The organism is Cryobacterium sp. 10S3, assembly GCF_034344045.1.
Lineage (GTDB): Bacteria > Actinomycetota > Actinomycetes > Actinomycetales > Microbacteriaceae > Cryobacterium > Cryobacterium glucosi.
Genome location: NZ_CP133773.1, coordinates 3,945,482 through 3,959,686, shown reverse-complemented (window position 1 = coordinate 3,959,686; position 14,205 = coordinate 3,945,482). Strand labels below are relative to the sequence as shown.

Sequence of the window (14,205 nt, the reverse complement as noted above, 5' to 3'; positions counted from 1 at the left end):
TCAGTGCGTCCTTACGCTGTTATGACTGGCTGTGGGTGCTGGGGGCGCCGCGGGCGGCGTGGGCGGGCGGGGCGGTGTTCCCGGTGTTCCGGCCGGTGCCGACGACGCCCGGACGATCAGTTCGCTCGGCAGCACGACCGAGGCAGGGGTGCCGCCGTCGATGACCTGCAGCAGCAGGTCCACCGCGGTGCGGCCCATGTCGGCGACGCTGTGCGAGATGACGCTCAGTGCGGGGTTGAGCAGCGCGAACCACTCGACGTCGTCGAAGGCGACCATGGCGAGGTCGACGCCGAGAAGCACCCCGCGGTCGTGCAGGCTGGCGATGGCGCCGACGGCCATCAGGCTGTCGGCAACGATCAGGGCGGTCGGCGGCTCGCGGAGGCCCAGCAGGGCGTGCACGCCGGCCGAGCCGCTGGCCGCCTGGTAGTCGCCGAAGTAGACGAGTGAGGGGTCGGCGCTCAGCCCGTTCTCGGTGACGCACCGGGTGAAGGCGGCGAACCGGTCTCGCCCGGTCGAGCTGGCCTGCGGCCCCGAGATATAACCGATCCGGGTGTGGCCGGCCGCAGCGAGGTGTTCAACGGCCTGGCGGATGCCGGTGGTTCCATCCGTCGTCACGCTCGGCAGGTCCATGCCCGCGATCGTGCGGTCGACGAAGACGGTGGGGATCTCACGGGCGATGAGGGAGCGGATGCTGTCGCTCCCCTCCCCGACGGGGGCGAGGATGATGCCGTCGACCCTCCGCGAGATCAGGGTGTCGAGGTACCGGTCCTGCTGGTCGGCGCGTTCGTTGGCGTTGCCGAGCAGGGTCACGTAGCCATGCAGGTTGGCCGCCTGTTCGACGGTGTGGGCGAGGTCGGCGAAGAAGGGGTTCCGCACGTCGGAAACCAGGAGGCCCAGGGCGTTCGTCCTGGCTCCGCGCAGCGCGCGGGCCTGGGCGTTCGGCCGGAAGTCGAGTTCCGCCGCGGCCGAGGCGACGCGGGCCCTCGAGGTCGGCGAGGTGGCCGGGTTGCCGGAGAGCACCCGGGAGGCTGTGGCGACGGAGACGCCGGCGAGCGCTGCGACCTCGCGGATCGTGATCGCGTTCATCATGCTCACCTCATTGTGTGATTGGGCCCTGCGTCGTGGAAACGATTCCATGGAATCGTTTCCATACTAGGTGGCTCCCCTCCCGGCTGTCAACACCCCTGCCGCACAACCCCGTTCGCCAGCCCCGTTCCCTTCCGAACGCTGCGATACTCAGGGGAGACCGCCGGCACTCGTCCGGGGGGACGAGTCCCACGCGCACGAGCGTCGGAGGCCCAGCCACCACGTGTCGTGTCACAGGAGCGGACCCCATGTCCCGCACGCCGCTGAAGCCCACCGATCTCACGCATCCGTCGCCCCCGCTCACCGGCTGGCACTCAGAGAACCACTGGCCGGCACCCGAGACCGTCGTGGTCGCCGACGACCGGATGACCGCGGACGCGGCATACCGCCTCGCCAAGTCGGGCACCGGGATGCTGTGGGCCGGCGATTTCCAGAACGCCCGGCAGCTGCTCGGCGCACTCGCCCGCCGCATCGACCACATCGACACCGCGCGCCGCCGCACGCATCCGCCGCGCCGCGGCCCGGCGGCCCTCTTCGAACGGACCAGGGCCGACGCCCACGAGCGCGCCCGGCTGCTCGGCCTCGTGCTCATTCCGCTCGACGCCGACTACACGATCGCCCTGCGGCGCGCGCCCGATGCCCGAGCCGCCTGCCTCGAGACCTACGGCCCGGCCGGCCGTGCCGCGACGGTCACGTCACTGCGCGAGCTGCTCGGCGTGATGGGCGCCCACGAGTGGCGGGTGAGGGGCGTCGTCGTCCCGGCGCTCGGCGGCAGCATCCACACGCACTACGGCGTCTTCTCGCCCGTTCGCGGAGAATACCTCGACCTCGTGCTCGCCGCGCCGCTCCCCGCGACGGCCTCGACCGGGAGCACGAGCGCGGCAACGGATGCCTCCCGCACCGCCTTCGACATCGGCACCGGCACCGGCGTGATCGCCGCGATCCTCGCCGGCCGTGGCTTCGATCGCGTGATCGGCACGGACACGTCCCCGCGCGCGCTGGCCTGTGCGCGCGAGAACGTTGCGAGGCTCGGCCTCACGACGTCGGTCACGATCGAGGACACCGACCTGTTCCCGTCCGGACTCGCCGACCTGATCGTCTGCAACCCGCCGTGGATCCCCGGAGCCGCCGTCACCGCAACCGACCACGCCGTCTACGATCCGGACGGGCAGATGCTGCAGGGCTTCCTCTCCGGCCTCTCCGGGCATCTCGCACCCGGAGGCGAGGGCTGGCTCGTGCTCTCCGACATCGCCGAGCACCTCGGGCTGCGTTCCAGGGACGCCCTGCTCGACCAGTTCGACGACGCCGGTCTCGAGGTCGTCGCACGCCTCGACACGAAGCCCGTGCACCGGAAGGCCGCCGACGCCGACGACCCGCTGCACGCGGCGAGGGCCGCAGAGGTGACCTCGCTCTGGCGACTGCGCGCGGCATCCGCCCCTGAGCGCTCCTGACAAAAAACACAAGGCGGGCAGAGAATCCTCTGCCCGCCTTGTGCGGTGAAACGTGATGCGTATTACCGGGTGACGACCGTTACTTAGCGGCGACCGTCAGGAGCGGGCTTCCGACCTGGACGTGGCCGGAGGCAGCCTGCTCGACGGGCCCGAACTTCCGGGCGTTCGTCACGAGCACCGGGGTGACGAGCGAGTAGCCCGCGTCCTCGATGATCGTGCGGTCGAAGACCACCAGCGGGGTGCCGGCTTCGACGCGGTCGCCGGCGGCGACCTTGACGTCGAAGCCCTTGCCGGCCAGGTTCACGGTGTCGATACCCACGTGGATGAGCAGTTCGACGCCGCTGTCGAGCAGCAGCCCGAAGGCGTGACCGGTCGGCTGGGCGACGAGGACCTTGCCGGCAGCGGGGGCGTAGACGGTGTCCTCTGTCGGGTCGATCCCGACGCCGGGGCCGACGATTCCCTTGCTGAACACGGGGTCAGGGACCTCGGCGAGCGGAACGACGATACCGGCGACCGGCGAACCGATCGTGGCGAGCAGGGTGGCGACGGCGGTGGCCGTTCCGGTGCTGGTCGCAGTGGCGACGCCTGCGCCTGCAGTACCGGCGGCAACCGGTGCTGCGACGGATGCGACGTGTGCGGACTTCTTGCTCGCTTCGGCTTCGTCGGCCGCAACCTGGGCGGCAACTTCCGCCTTCTGTTCCGGCGTCTGGTAGCCGGAGAGGATCACGAGGATCATCGCGGTGAAGAAGGCTGCAGCGATGGCGATCGTGTACAGCGGGATGTTGTCGAACGCGGGGATGGTCAGCAGCGAGGTGAAGACGAATGCGCTGGTCTTGACGCCGCCGCCGAGTCCGATGATGACGCCACCGACGAGGCAACCGATGAGCATGCGCGGGTAGATGCGCTTGAACCGCAGGTGGATTCCGTAGAGAGAGGGTTCGGAAATACCGCCGAGGAGACCGGCAGCGAGAGCGCCCGTCGCGGTCTGCTTCATCAAGCGGTCCTTCTCGCGAATGGCGAGGAAGAGCACACCGGCAGTGGCGCCGAAGCACGCGAAGTTCCAGGCGCCCATCGGGCCCTGGATGAAGTCAAACCCGAGGGACTGGATGTTGAGCAGCATGATCGCGTTCAGCGGCCAGTGCAGGCCGAGCGGAACCATGAACGGGTAGGCCAGCGGGATGACGACCGCGAAGATGAACGGCGAGAAATCGTTGATCGACTTGAGGAAGTTACCGAGTCCGGCTCCGCCGTACACACCGATCGGGCCGATCAGGAAGGCGGTCAGCGGGATCATGATGAGCATGCTGATGAACGGCACGAAGATCAGCTGGACGCTGGACGGAATGATCTTCTTCAGTAGCACGGTCAGGGCGGCGAGCACTCCGGCCATCAGCAGCGGCGGGAACACCTGCGAGCTGTAGTCGAACACCGTCAGCGGCAGTCCGAAGATCTGCACGACGGATGCGTGGCCGCCGAAGACGGACGCCGCACCATCGGTCTTGCCCAGGGCGGTGAAGCCGGGGAGCATGACGACGGCCATGATTCCGAAGCCGACCCAGGGGTCGGCGCCCATCCGCTTGGAGGCGTTGTATGCCACCATCAGCGGCAGGAAGACGAAGACGCCCTGCCACATCAGGTTCACGAACTGCCAGGACGGATCAAGGGTGACGCCGGGCGCGTTCCAGGCCGGGATGACACCGAGGGTCGCCATCAAGGCCATGAAGGTGATGAACAGCGACGCGCCCAGCAGCGCACCGAGGATGGGACGGAACGAGTCGGACAGGACCTCGAAGAACGTGTCGAGGGCGGCGAACTTTCCGCGCGGTCCCTTTGCCTTCCCCGCAGCCTTCATATCGGCGACGGAGTCGCCCTCGCTGGATCCGCCGGAGCTGATCCGCTTCATTTCGGGGAGGGCCATAATTTCGTTGTAGACGGTCTCAACCGCACCACCGATGACGACCTGGTAGCGGTCGCCCGTCTGGGGGACGGCGCCGAGGACGGCGGGAATCGCCTCGACGGCCGCCTGGTCGATTCCGGATGCGTCCTTGAGCTGGAAGCGGAGCCGGGTGGCGCAATGGGTGAGACCCACGACGTTTCCGGCACCTCCGATACTTTGAATAATCTCTGCAGCAGGTTTCGACGCCACCTTGGACTCCTTTGGGTGTGGATTAAGAACGTGTGTCTCCGGTGGCACGACTCAGGGCGACCGTGTGGGCCGGCTGAGAAAGTCGTGTGGGTTTTCACACATCATTAGCAACGTACACGATCTTTGTGCACATCTCAGCACCGGTTTTGACCGACGCTTCGAGCGCAGGGAATATGAATCGTTTCAGGATGGACCGAGGGAGATCGGGAGCGCCCGTGGGCGGTACCGGGCTGCACTGCGCGGCTTATTCACGCGCGAAACCGGCCGAACACGGCGATTCACTGCGGCAGCCCGCATGAAAACGCCGTCTGTCCCCGGATACGCTGGGGGCTCGCGCAGAGAAGCGCGTACACACCGCCGCGACCGCGGCATTCACGAGGACGGGAGGTTCCCATGTCGAATTACAGTGCAGAAGCATTGGTCGGTGAGCCCGAGGTTCTCGAGGACACGCCGGACCTCGGCAGCGCAGTCGGCACAGACGTCGCCACCACCCCGGCGTGGCTGCGACTGAAGGCCGCTGCCACGGCGATGCAGGCCATCCAGGCCAAGGACGGTTCGGTCCCCGAGCCCGCCGACCGGGCGGATGCCGCCGGCCACGTCGCCGTGATTCGCTCGGCCATCGAGGAACTCGCCCCGTACTTCGCGCACGACGCCGGCTACCTCGCGGCGCTCGGCCGCGACTTCGCCCGCTGGGCGGCCGAAGACTTCGGCATGCCCGACTTCTTCGACTCCCTGATGCAGTTCCAGCCGCAGCTGCACCGGACCGATGGCATCCGTCACCTCGTCGTCTTCCCGATGTACACCCAGAACGGCAGCACGAACCGTCTGGTCGAGGCGGTCCTGGTCGAGGTGATCTGGCCGGAGTTCGTCGCCGAACTCGAGCAGGAGTATACGAACAAGCTGTTCGTGCCGATCCGGTTCCTCGATTTCACACCCGGTTACGACACCAATTCGGCCGTGCTCTTCCCCGAGACGGTCGCGATGCGCGAGATCCCGACCTTCACCTGGGGTGCGATCTTCGCCGACCGGGAGGCCGCGCGCTTCCGCAGGGTCGTCGGTGCGGCATCCGCCATCACCCGCCTCGAGCTGCCCACCGAGGCCGCGGCGCTTCTCGACGACCAGCACCTCGCCGAGGAAACCTTCGTGATGTGGGACCTCATCCACGACCGCACCCACATGCGCGGAGACCTCCCGTTCGACCCGTTCATGATCAAGCAGCGGATGCCGTTCTTCCTCTACTCCCTCGAGGAACTGCGCTGCGACCTCACCGCCTTCCGCGAGTCGGTCACGATCGCGCGCGACGACAACGCGAGCCCGGAGGCCCGCAGGCATGCGAGCCTCGTGCAGTACGCGGTGATCTTCGACCGGATCTTCCGCTTCGCGATCAGCGGCAGCCGGGTGCGCAACTACGACGGCCTCGGCGGCCAGTTGTTGTTCGCGTGGATGCACCAGCACCACGTGCTGCACTGGACGGACACTGCGCTCAGCCTCGACTGGGACGCCGTCCCCGACGTCGTGATCGCACTCGGCGCCCGGATCGACGAACTCTACTGGGCCTCGATCGACCGGCCGAAGAAGGCGCACTGGCTCGCCGCGTACGCGATGATCGCCGAGACGCTCACGCCGAACCCGGCCTCGGCCTGGGCGCGCGGGCTCCCGCTCGACGTGCTCGCCGGACCTCCGAAGGGGTACACCGACCTCGTGCTCGACGACGAATTCCCGCTCTCGATGTTCTTCGAGGCGCTCGACAAGAAGATGAAGGCCGTCATCGAGTCGACGGCCGGCATCACCGGGCGCGACTAGGCGGGGCGGCCGACGATGACCGAAGCAGCGGATGCCGCCCGCAGGTTCGTCGCCGGCCGCACCGTGCTCGTCGCCGGTGCGACGAGTGCCGCCGGGCTGGCCGTTTCCGCGGCGCTCGCGGCTGCGGGCGCCCGCGTGATCGTCGTCGGGTCGAACCGGCAACGCCTCGACGCGCTCGTCGGGAGCGTGCCCGGCTCGTTCCCCTATGCCTGCGATCTCGCCGACTTCGCCGCCGTCACCGACCTCGCCGAACGCGTCCATGCAGACCACGGCATGATCGACGGGCTCATTCACCTCGTCGGCGGCTGGCGCGGCGGCGGCGGCCTCGCCGGCCAGTCGGACGAGGACTGGGCATTCCTGCACCGGAATATCGTGACCACGCTCCGCAACACGAGCCGCGCCTTCAACGCCGACCTGCTCGCGTCGCCGACCGGTCGCCTCGGCATCGTCTCGTCGGTCTCAGTGGAAGCGCCGGCCCCCGGCGGTGCGAACTACGCCGCGGCGAAGTCGGCGGCGGAAACGTGGACCCGCGCCGTCGGCCACGGCTTCGCGAAGGCGGCCCCACCGAGCGGCCAGACCGCCGCGACCGCGGTCTTCGTGGTCCGCGCCCTTGACGGCCTCGAACCCGAGCTCGCCGAACGGGTCGTCTCCCTCTGGGACGTGCCGGCGGCATCCGTCAACAACACGCGCATCCCCCTCGGCTGACCGCGCCACCCGACAGGTGTTGCCGCTGCGGACGACTGCGGCCGGTGTCACGGCCACTATTGTCCGAACCGGCGACAGGTAGCGGAGAGGCGCGCTAGCGTGGGCAAGCATACGGAGGAGGGGCATGCTCTCGATCGAGCACGTCAGTAAGCGGTTCGGCACCCGGCAGGTGCTGACCGACGTGAGCTTCGACATCGCCGACGGCCGACTGACCGGCTTCGTCGGCGCGAACGGCGCAGGCAAGACGACCGCGATGCGGATCATCCTCGGCGTGCTGTCGTCCGACTCCGGCGACGTCCGGCAGGGCGGGGTTCCGCTGACCGCGGATGACCGCCGCCGCTTCGGTTACATGCCCGAGGAACGCGGGCTGTACCCCAAGATGAAGATCGGCGAGCAGCTCGTCTATCTGGCCCGCCTGCACGGGCTACCCCCGGCATCCGCCCGGCGCAACGCCGCAGAGCTGCTCGAGCGCCTGGGCCTCGGCGAGCGCAGCGGCGACCTTGTCGAATCGCTCTCCCTCGGCAACCAGCAGCGTGCGCAGATCGCGGCGGCCCTCGTGCACGACCCCGAGTTCCTCGTCCTCGACGAACCGTTCTCCGGACTCGACCCGCTCGCGGTCGAGGTCGTGATGGGCGTGCTCGGCAGTTATGCCGCTCGCGGTGTCCCCGTGCTGTTCTCCTCGCACCAGCTCGACATCGTCGAACGCCTCTGCGACGACCTCGTCATCATCGCCGGCGGCGAGATCCGCGCGAACGGCCCCCGCGAGGAACTTCGCGAGCGGCACAGCAGCCCGCGCTTCGAGATCCGCACGGGTGACGACGCCGGCTGGGTCCGCACGGTGCCCGGCGTCGACGTCCTCGAGGTGAGCGGCGGTTTCGCTGTCTTCGAGGCCCAGACGGATGCCGCGAGCCAGGCCGTCCTCCGCCTCGCCCTCGAGCGCGGCCCGGTCCTCGCTTTCAGCCAGCAGCGCCCGAGCCTGGCCACCATCTTCAAGGAGGTCGTGCAGTGAGCACTCCATCGGGAACGGCCGACCGGTATCCGGCGCCGACGCTTCGGCAGAGCGTCTGGCTCGTGGCGACCCGGGAGATCGTGGCCCGGCTCCGCAGCAAGGCCTTCCTGATCTCCACGGGCATCCTTCTGCTCGTCTCGATCGGGTCCGTCGTGGCCGGCGGCATCGCGGGCCAGAACCAGACCCTGCCCAAGGTCGCGGTGGTCGGGTCCGCCGCCGCGCAGGTCGTGCGCCAGGCCGGCACGCTGGCCGCCGTCGAGGCCGACGATGTCGCCGCCGCCGAGGCCCTCGTGCGGGCGGGCACGGTGACCGCCGCGATCGTGCCGGCGGAATCGCAGGCCGGCTACCCGCTGCCCCTGCGGGTGATCGCCCTCTCCGCGACCCCGCTCGAGGTCGTCGGCGTCCTCAGCCTCCGCCCGGAGGTGACCCTTCTGGAACCATCGAAACAGGGCGAGGGCCTCGTCTACCTCGTCGCGATCGGTTTCGGGCTCGTCTTCTTCATGTCGGCGATCACCTTCGGCTCCACGATCGCGCAGAGCGTCGTCGAGGAGAAGCAGACCCGCGTCGTCGAGATCCTGATGACGACCATCCCGGTGCGGGCGCTCCTCGCCGGCAAGGTCGTCGGCAACAGCATCATGGCCTTCGGGCAGATCGTCGCGATTGGCCTGCTCGTCTCTATCGGCATGGCGGTGACCGGCCAGCACGTCCTGCTCGGCGACATCGGCCCGTCGCTCGTCTGGTTCGCGGTGTTCTTCGCGTTCGGGTTCGTGATGCTCGCCTCGCTGTTCGCGGCGACGGCGTCGATGGTGTCCCGGCAGGAGGACGTCGGCTCGGCGACCTCGCCGGTGCTCGTCCTCGTGATGATTCCCTATTTCCTGGTGATCCTGTTCAACGACAACCCCACCGTGCTCGCGATCATGTCCTATATTCCGTTCTCGGCACCCGTCGGAATGCCCATGCGGATCTTCCTCGGCACCGCCGCCTGGTGGGAGCCGCTGCTCTCGCTCGCGATCCTGCTCGCCTCCACCGCCCTCGTGATCCTGATCGGCTCCCGCATCTACGCGAATTCTCTCCTCCGGATGGGGGCACGGGTCACCTTCCGCGAGGCGCTCCGGGGCTGAGCGGATGCGCGGGCGCCGGTCCGCGAGCACATCTCACAGTGGCGGCGGAGCCGGATGCGCAAGGATGGAGGGGTGACTCAACTCCATGACCTTTCCTCGCGCGGTTTCGCCTCGGACAACTACTCCGGGGTGCACCCGGAGATCCTCGAGGCGATCGGCAGGGCCAACGGCGCCCACCAGATCTCCTATGGCGAAGACGTGTACACCGAGCGCCTCCAGGAGGTGTTCGCGCGGCACTTCGGCGAGGGCACAGAGGCCTTCCCCGTCTTCAACGGAACCGGCGCGAACGTGGTCGGCCTGCAGTCGATGCTGCCGCGCTGGGGCGCCGTCATCTGCGCCTCGACCGCGCACATCAACTCGGATGAGGGCGGCGCCCCCGAGAAGGTCGCCGGCATCAAGCTCCTCACCATCGACACCCCCGACGGCAAGCTCACCCCCGCGCTGATCGACCAGCAGGCCTGGGGCTGGGGCGACGAGCACCGCGCCCAGCCGCTCGTCGTCTCGATCACCCAGACCACCGAGCTCGGCACCGCGTACAGCATCGAGGAGGTGCGGGCCATCGCCGACCACGCGCACGCGAACGGCATGACCCTGCACATGGACGGCGCCCGCCTCTCCAATGCGGCCGCGGCGCTCGGCGTCCCGTTCCGCGCGTTCACGCGCGACGCCGGCGTCGACGTGCTGAGCTTCGGCGGCACCAAGAACGGGATGATGTACGGCGAGTGCATCGTCGTGCTCAACCCCGAGGCATCCGCCGGCCTGGTCTACCTGCGCAAGCTCAACATGCAGCTCGCCTCGAAGATGCGGTTCATCTCGGCACAGCTGATCGCGCTGCTCGACGGCGACCTCTGGCTCCGGAACGCCGGCCACGCGAACGCCATGGCCACGAAACTGCGAACCGCCCTCGACGACGGCATCGCGGACGGCTCGATCACAGGCGTCTCCTTCAGCCAGCCCACCCAGTCCAATGCCGTGTTCGCGGTGCTGCCGCCCGGCGTCGCCGACAGCCTGCGGGAGGCGTTCCGTTTCTACGACTGGAACCCGGCGACCGGCGAGGTGCGCTGGATGTGCGGCTTCGACACCGAGGAGGCCGACATCGACGCCTTCGTCGCCGCCCTCAAGGTCGAACTCGGGTCGGCTCGCGCGCTCGCGAGCGACCGGGACACCATGCAAACCCCCGAACCGGCCGAACGATGAACGCCTTCGCCAACAAGCCCTGGCTCGGCTCGTACGCCCCCGGGGTGCCGAACACCATCCCGGCCCCCTCCGACACCCTCGTCGGCATGATCGAGGCCTCCTGCCGGCTCTACGCCGACGCGATCGCGCTCGACTTCTTCGGCGGCACCACGAGCTACACCCAGCTCGGGGAGCAGATCTCGCGCGTTGCGAACGGGCTGATGCGCCTCGGCGTGAAGCCCGGCGACCGGGTCGCTCTCGTGCTGCCCAACTGCCCCCAGCACGTGGTCGCGTTCTACGCCGTGCTGCGCCTCGGCGCGATCGTCGTCGAGCACAACCCGCTCTACACCGAGCGCGAGCTGCGGCACCAGTTCGAAGACCACGGCGCCCGGGTCGCGATCGTCTGGGACAAGGTCTACGCGACCGTGCGCGACTTCCCGGCCGACCTGGGACTCCGCACCGTCGTCGCCGTCGACCTCACGGATGCGATGCCGCTGGTCAAGCGCCTCGCCCTGCGGTTGCCGATCAAGCAGGCCCGGTCCTCGCGAGACGCACTCACCGTCTCCGAGCTGCCGAAGGACGCCATCGAGTGGTCCTCCCTCGTGCGCGCCCGCAAGCTCCGCCACAACCACCCGCGACCGGCCCTCGGCGACACCGCGGTTCTGCAGTACACCAGCGGCACGACCGGCACCCCGAAGGGCGCGATCCTCACCCACTCGAACCTGCGGGCCAACGCGCTCCAGGGCGAGGCGTGGGTGCCCGGTCTCACCCCCGGCCAGGAGGTCTTCTACGCCGTCCTGCCGATGTTCCACGCCTACGGCCTCACCCTCTGCCTCACCTTCGCGATGGCGACAGGGGCCCGGCTCGTACTGTTCCCGAAGTTCGATGAGAACCTGCTGCTGGACGCCGCGAAGCACACTCCGCCGACCTTCCTTCCCGCGGTCCCGCCGATCTACGACCGGCTGGTCACCGCTGCCGAGAAACGGAACGTGAGCCTGCGGAGCATCCGCTTCTCGATCTCTGGCGCGATGAGCCTGCCCGTCTCGATCGTCGAACGCTGGGAGTCCGCCACCGGCGGGCTCCTCGTCGAGGGGTACGGCATGACCGAGGCCTCGCCGATCGCCGTCGGAAACCCGATCGGCCCGAGCCGCCGTCCAGGTACCGTTGGAGTGCCGTTCCCGAGCACAGAGATCCGCGTCGTCGACCCGAAGGACCCGTCGATCGACCGCGGTGTCGAGGAAGAGGGCGAGTTGCTCGTCCGCGGCCCGCAGGTCTTCTCCGGTTACTGGGACCAGCCGAGCGAGACCGCCAAGGTGCTCCTCGACGGCGGCTGGCTCCGCACCGGCGACATCGTGCGCGTCTCCGCCGACGGCTTCGTCACCATCGTCGACCGCATCAAGGAACTCATCATCACGGGCGGGTTCAACGTGTCGCCGTCCGAGGTCGAAGCCGCTCTGCTCTCACACCCCGACGTCGCCGACGCCGCCGTCGTGGGCATCGCGAGCAAGAACGGCGGCGAGGACGTCGTCGCCGCGATCGTGCTCACCGACGGCGCCGCGCTCGACGTCGACGCCCTGCGTGAGTACTGCCGCACCCGGCTCTCGGCGTACAAGGTGCCGCGGCGCATCGTCGAGGTCGAGGAGCTCCCCCGCTCGATGATGGGCAAGGTGCTGCGCCGCCAGGTGCGGGACAACCTCATCGCCGCCACCCCCGCCTAACGCCCGCCCCACCCGCCACCCGGCCCGGCCCAACCCGCGAAAGCGGGTGAATCGTCGTTATCCCGCGCTGAGACCGACGATTCACCCGCTTTCGCGACACAAAGCGACACACGGCCGCGCAGTATGCGTGTGCATGGAATAACGACGCGGCGCGCGCGCGTTGAAGAGAGCGGGTCAACGTTGCCCCGGACACCCACACGCTCCAGACGAAAGACGGGCACATGACCCTCATCACCGACACCCTCAGCCGCGCCGCCGACACGACGTCGCCCCTTCTCCCCGCGCTCTCCGGACGATGGAGCCCGCGCGGCTTCGACCCGACCGCGGTCATCGCCGAGACGACTCTCACCACGCTTCTCGAGGCCGCCCGCTGGGCCCCGTCCGCGAGCAACATCCAGCCGGCCCGCTTCATCGTCGCGCGCCGCGGCACCGCGAGCTTCGCCAAGGTATACGAGGGCCTGATGGGCTTCAACAAGTCCTGGGCGGATGCCGCGTCCGTGCTCATCGTGAACATCGCGCATCTGCCGATCGACGAGACCCGCGAGAACCCGTGGGCCCGCTACGACCTCGGCCAGGCGGTCGCGCACCTCACCATCCAGGCCCAGGAAGAGGGGCTGTACACCCACCAGCTCGGCGGCATCGACGGCGCGGCGATCGCCGAGGCCTTCGGCCTCACGTCCGACCTCGCCGTCGTCTCGGTGACCGTCCTCGGTGTCCTCGGTGACGTCGACGCCCTCTCCCCCGAGCTCTACGCCCGTGAGATCGCGCCGCGCACCCGCAAGCCCCTCACCGAGCTCCTGCTCGCCAACGACTGACCCACCCCGCTTCCCCCGCGAGAGTACGAAAAAGGCCCCTTCACGCGAAGCGAAGGGGCCTTTTTCGTACTCTCGCGGCCAGGAAGGCTGCGAGCGGCGGGTTCCGGGCGGGTTAGGGGCGGAGGAGGACCTTGATCGCGCGGCGCTCGTCCATCGCGGCGTACGCCTCGGCGACGTCGGCGAGCGGCAGCTCCAGGTCGAAGACACGGCCCGGGTTGATCGCCCCGGAGAGCACCTCCGGCAGCAGTTCCTCGATGTAGCCGCGCACGGATGCGACACCGCCGTTGATCCCGACATTGCGGCCGAAGAGGGGCTGCATGGCAATCGGGCCACCGGTGGGCACGCCCACGTAACCGACCATTCCGCCGGGTCGGGCCGATGCGACAGCTTGCTCCATCGATTCCTTGGTTCCGACGCACTCGAGCACGAAGTCCGCGCCGATGCCGTCGAACATCTCGTGGATCTTCGCGACGCCCTCGGCGCCACGCTCCTCGACGATGTCAGTCGCGCCGAATTCGCGCGCGACGACCTGCCGCGAGGCGTGCCGGGACATGGCGACGATCCGTGAGGCCCCGAGGCGCTTCGCGGCGAGGATCGCACACAGGCCCACGGCGCCGTCACCCACGACGACGACGGTGCTGCCCGGGGTCACTCCCGCGGAGACCGCGGCGTGGTGCCCGGTGCCCATCACATCTGCGAGGGTCAGCAGGCCCGGGATCTGGGCATCCGTCGGCTGGGACGGTGTCGCGACGAGGGAACCGTCCGCGTGCGGCACGCGGACGCGCTCGCCCTGGGCGCCGTCGGCGAAGCCGCCGAGCCGGTCGTCAGCACCCCACCAGCCGCCGTGCAGGCAGGAGGTGCTCACGCCGTTCCGGCAGTTGATACACGTGTTGTCGCAGTCGTAGAACGGCGCGATGACGAAGTCGCCGACCTTGATCGTGGTGACGTCTGCGCCGATTTCCTCGACAACGCCGACGAATTCGTGGCCGATCCGGTGCGGCTCCTTGGTCGGCTGCACGCCGCGGTACGGCCACAGGTCGGAGCCGCACACGCAGGCTGCGACGACGCGCACGATCGCGTCACCGCCGGTCGAGAGAATCGGGTCGGGTACTTCTTCGAGGCGGATGTCCCGCTCGCCATAGATCACAGTTGCACGCATGCTCCGAGCCTAGTTC

The 14,205-nt window shown here is 68.9% G+C and carries 11 protein-coding genes; 8 read left to right on the top strand and 3 right to left on the bottom strand.

What is annotated here, in order from left to right:
• Nucleotides 1-1,089, bottom strand: coding sequence for a LacI family DNA-binding transcriptional regulator (locus RHM57_RS18330; RefSeq protein WP_134561940.1), 1,089 nt, complete (start codon nucleotides 1,087-1,089; stop codon nucleotides 1-3).
• A gap of 245 nt (nucleotides 1,090-1,334) precedes the next feature.
• Here RHM57_RS18330 and RHM57_RS18325 point away from each other — a divergent pair, with 245 nt between their 5' ends.
• A complete protein-coding gene (locus tag RHM57_RS18325) occupies nucleotides 1,335-2,537 on the top strand; it encodes a class I SAM-dependent methyltransferase (RefSeq protein WP_322189095.1) in 1,203 nt (400 codons plus the stop codon).
• Between the two features lie 79 nt (nucleotides 2,538-2,616).
• Here RHM57_RS18325 and RHM57_RS18320 read toward each other — a convergent pair whose 3' ends face one another.
• Nucleotides 2,617-4,683, bottom strand: coding sequence for a glucose PTS transporter subunit IIA (locus RHM57_RS18320; RefSeq protein ID WP_322189093.1), 2,067 nt, complete (start codon nucleotides 4,681-4,683; stop codon nucleotides 2,617-2,619).
• Nucleotides 4,684-5,076: 393 nt separating this feature from the next.
• On the opposite strand from RHM57_RS18320, the gene RHM57_RS18315 reads away from it, so the two are divergent.
• From RHM57_RS18315 to RHM57_RS18285, 7 genes are all read left to right on the top strand, one after another.
• Entirely contained in the window at nucleotides 5,077-6,486 is a 1,410-nt protein-coding gene (locus tag RHM57_RS18315) for a DUF6421 family protein (RefSeq protein WP_322189091.1), read from the top strand.
• 15 nt (nucleotides 6,487-6,501) lie between these two features.
• Nucleotides 6,502-7,191: an SDR family NAD(P)-dependent oxidoreductase gene (locus RHM57_RS18310; protein WP_322189089.1), complete on the top strand. Its 690-nt coding sequence runs from the start codon at nucleotides 6,502-6,504 to the stop codon at nucleotides 7,189-7,191.
• Between the two features lie 124 nt (nucleotides 7,192-7,315).
• Complete coding sequence (locus RHM57_RS18305; RefSeq protein WP_322189087.1) at nucleotides 7,316-8,200, top strand: ABC transporter ATP-binding protein; 885 nt, start codon at nucleotides 7,316-7,318, stop codon at nucleotides 8,198-8,200.
• Nucleotides 8,197-9,321 (top strand): ABC transporter permease, encoded by a 1,125-nt coding sequence (locus RHM57_RS18300; protein WP_134560405.1) that lies wholly within the window; start codon nucleotides 8,197-8,199, stop codon nucleotides 9,319-9,321. Before RHM57_RS18305 ends, RHM57_RS18300 begins: the two co-directional genes overlap by 4 nt.
• A 72-nt stretch (nucleotides 9,322-9,393) precedes the next feature.
• Nucleotides 9,394-10,518: a low specificity L-threonine aldolase gene (locus RHM57_RS18295; RefSeq protein ID WP_322189084.1), complete on the top strand. Its 1,125-nt coding sequence runs from the start codon at nucleotides 9,394-9,396 to the stop codon at nucleotides 10,516-10,518.
• Nucleotides 10,515-12,215 carry a long-chain-fatty-acid--CoA ligase gene (locus RHM57_RS18290; protein ID WP_322189082.1) on the top strand — a complete coding sequence of 567 codons (1,701 nt, stop codon included), beginning with the start codon at nucleotides 10,515-10,517 and terminating at the stop codon, nucleotides 12,213-12,215. The genes RHM57_RS18295 and RHM57_RS18290 overlap by 4 nt, the downstream gene beginning before the upstream one ends.
• A 221-nt stretch (nucleotides 12,216-12,436) precedes the next feature.
• Nucleotides 12,437-13,030: a nitroreductase family protein gene (locus tag RHM57_RS18285; RefSeq protein ID WP_322189080.1), complete on the top strand. Its 594-nt coding sequence runs from the start codon at nucleotides 12,437-12,439 to the stop codon at nucleotides 13,028-13,030.
• A 112-nt stretch (nucleotides 13,031-13,142) separates the two neighbouring features.
• Here RHM57_RS18285 and RHM57_RS18280 read toward each other — a convergent pair whose 3' ends face one another.
• On the bottom strand, nucleotides 13,143-14,189 hold the full coding sequence (locus RHM57_RS18280) for a zinc-dependent alcohol dehydrogenase family protein (protein WP_134446165.1): 1,047 nt from the start codon (nucleotides 14,187-14,189) through the stop codon (nucleotides 13,143-13,145).
• Nucleotides 14,190-14,205 lie beyond the last annotated feature (16 nt).

What these genes read in the sequence shown, in the direction of transcription:
- RHM57_RS18330 (WP_134561940.1), bottom strand. Translation starts at nt 1,089, where the DNA reads ATGATGAACGCGATCACGATCCGCGAGGTCGCAGCGCTCGCCGGCGTC.
- RHM57_RS18325 (WP_322189095.1), top strand. Translation starts at nt 1,335, where the DNA reads ATGTCCCGCACGCCGCTGAAGCCCACCGATCTCACGCATCCGTCGCCC.
- RHM57_RS18315 (WP_322189091.1), top strand. Translation starts at nt 5,077, where the DNA reads ATGTCGAATTACAGTGCAGAAGCATTGGTCGGTGAGCCCGAGGTTCTC.
- RHM57_RS18310 (WP_322189089.1), top strand. Translation starts at nt 6,502, where the DNA reads ATGACCGAAGCAGCGGATGCCGCCCGCAGGTTCGTCGCCGGCCGCACC.
- RHM57_RS18305 (WP_322189087.1), top strand. Translation starts at nt 7,316, where the DNA reads ATGCTCTCGATCGAGCACGTCAGTAAGCGGTTCGGCACCCGGCAGGTG.
- RHM57_RS18290 (WP_322189082.1), top strand. Translation starts at nt 10,515, where the DNA reads ATGAACGCCTTCGCCAACAAGCCCTGGCTCGGCTCGTACGCCCCCGGG.
- RHM57_RS18285 (WP_322189080.1), top strand. Translation starts at nt 12,437, where the DNA reads ATGACCCTCATCACCGACACCCTCAGCCGCGCCGCCGACACGACGTCG.
- RHM57_RS18280 (WP_134446165.1), bottom strand. Translation starts at nt 14,189, where the DNA reads ATGCGTGCAACTGTGATCTATGGCGAGCGGGACATCCGCCTCGAAGAA.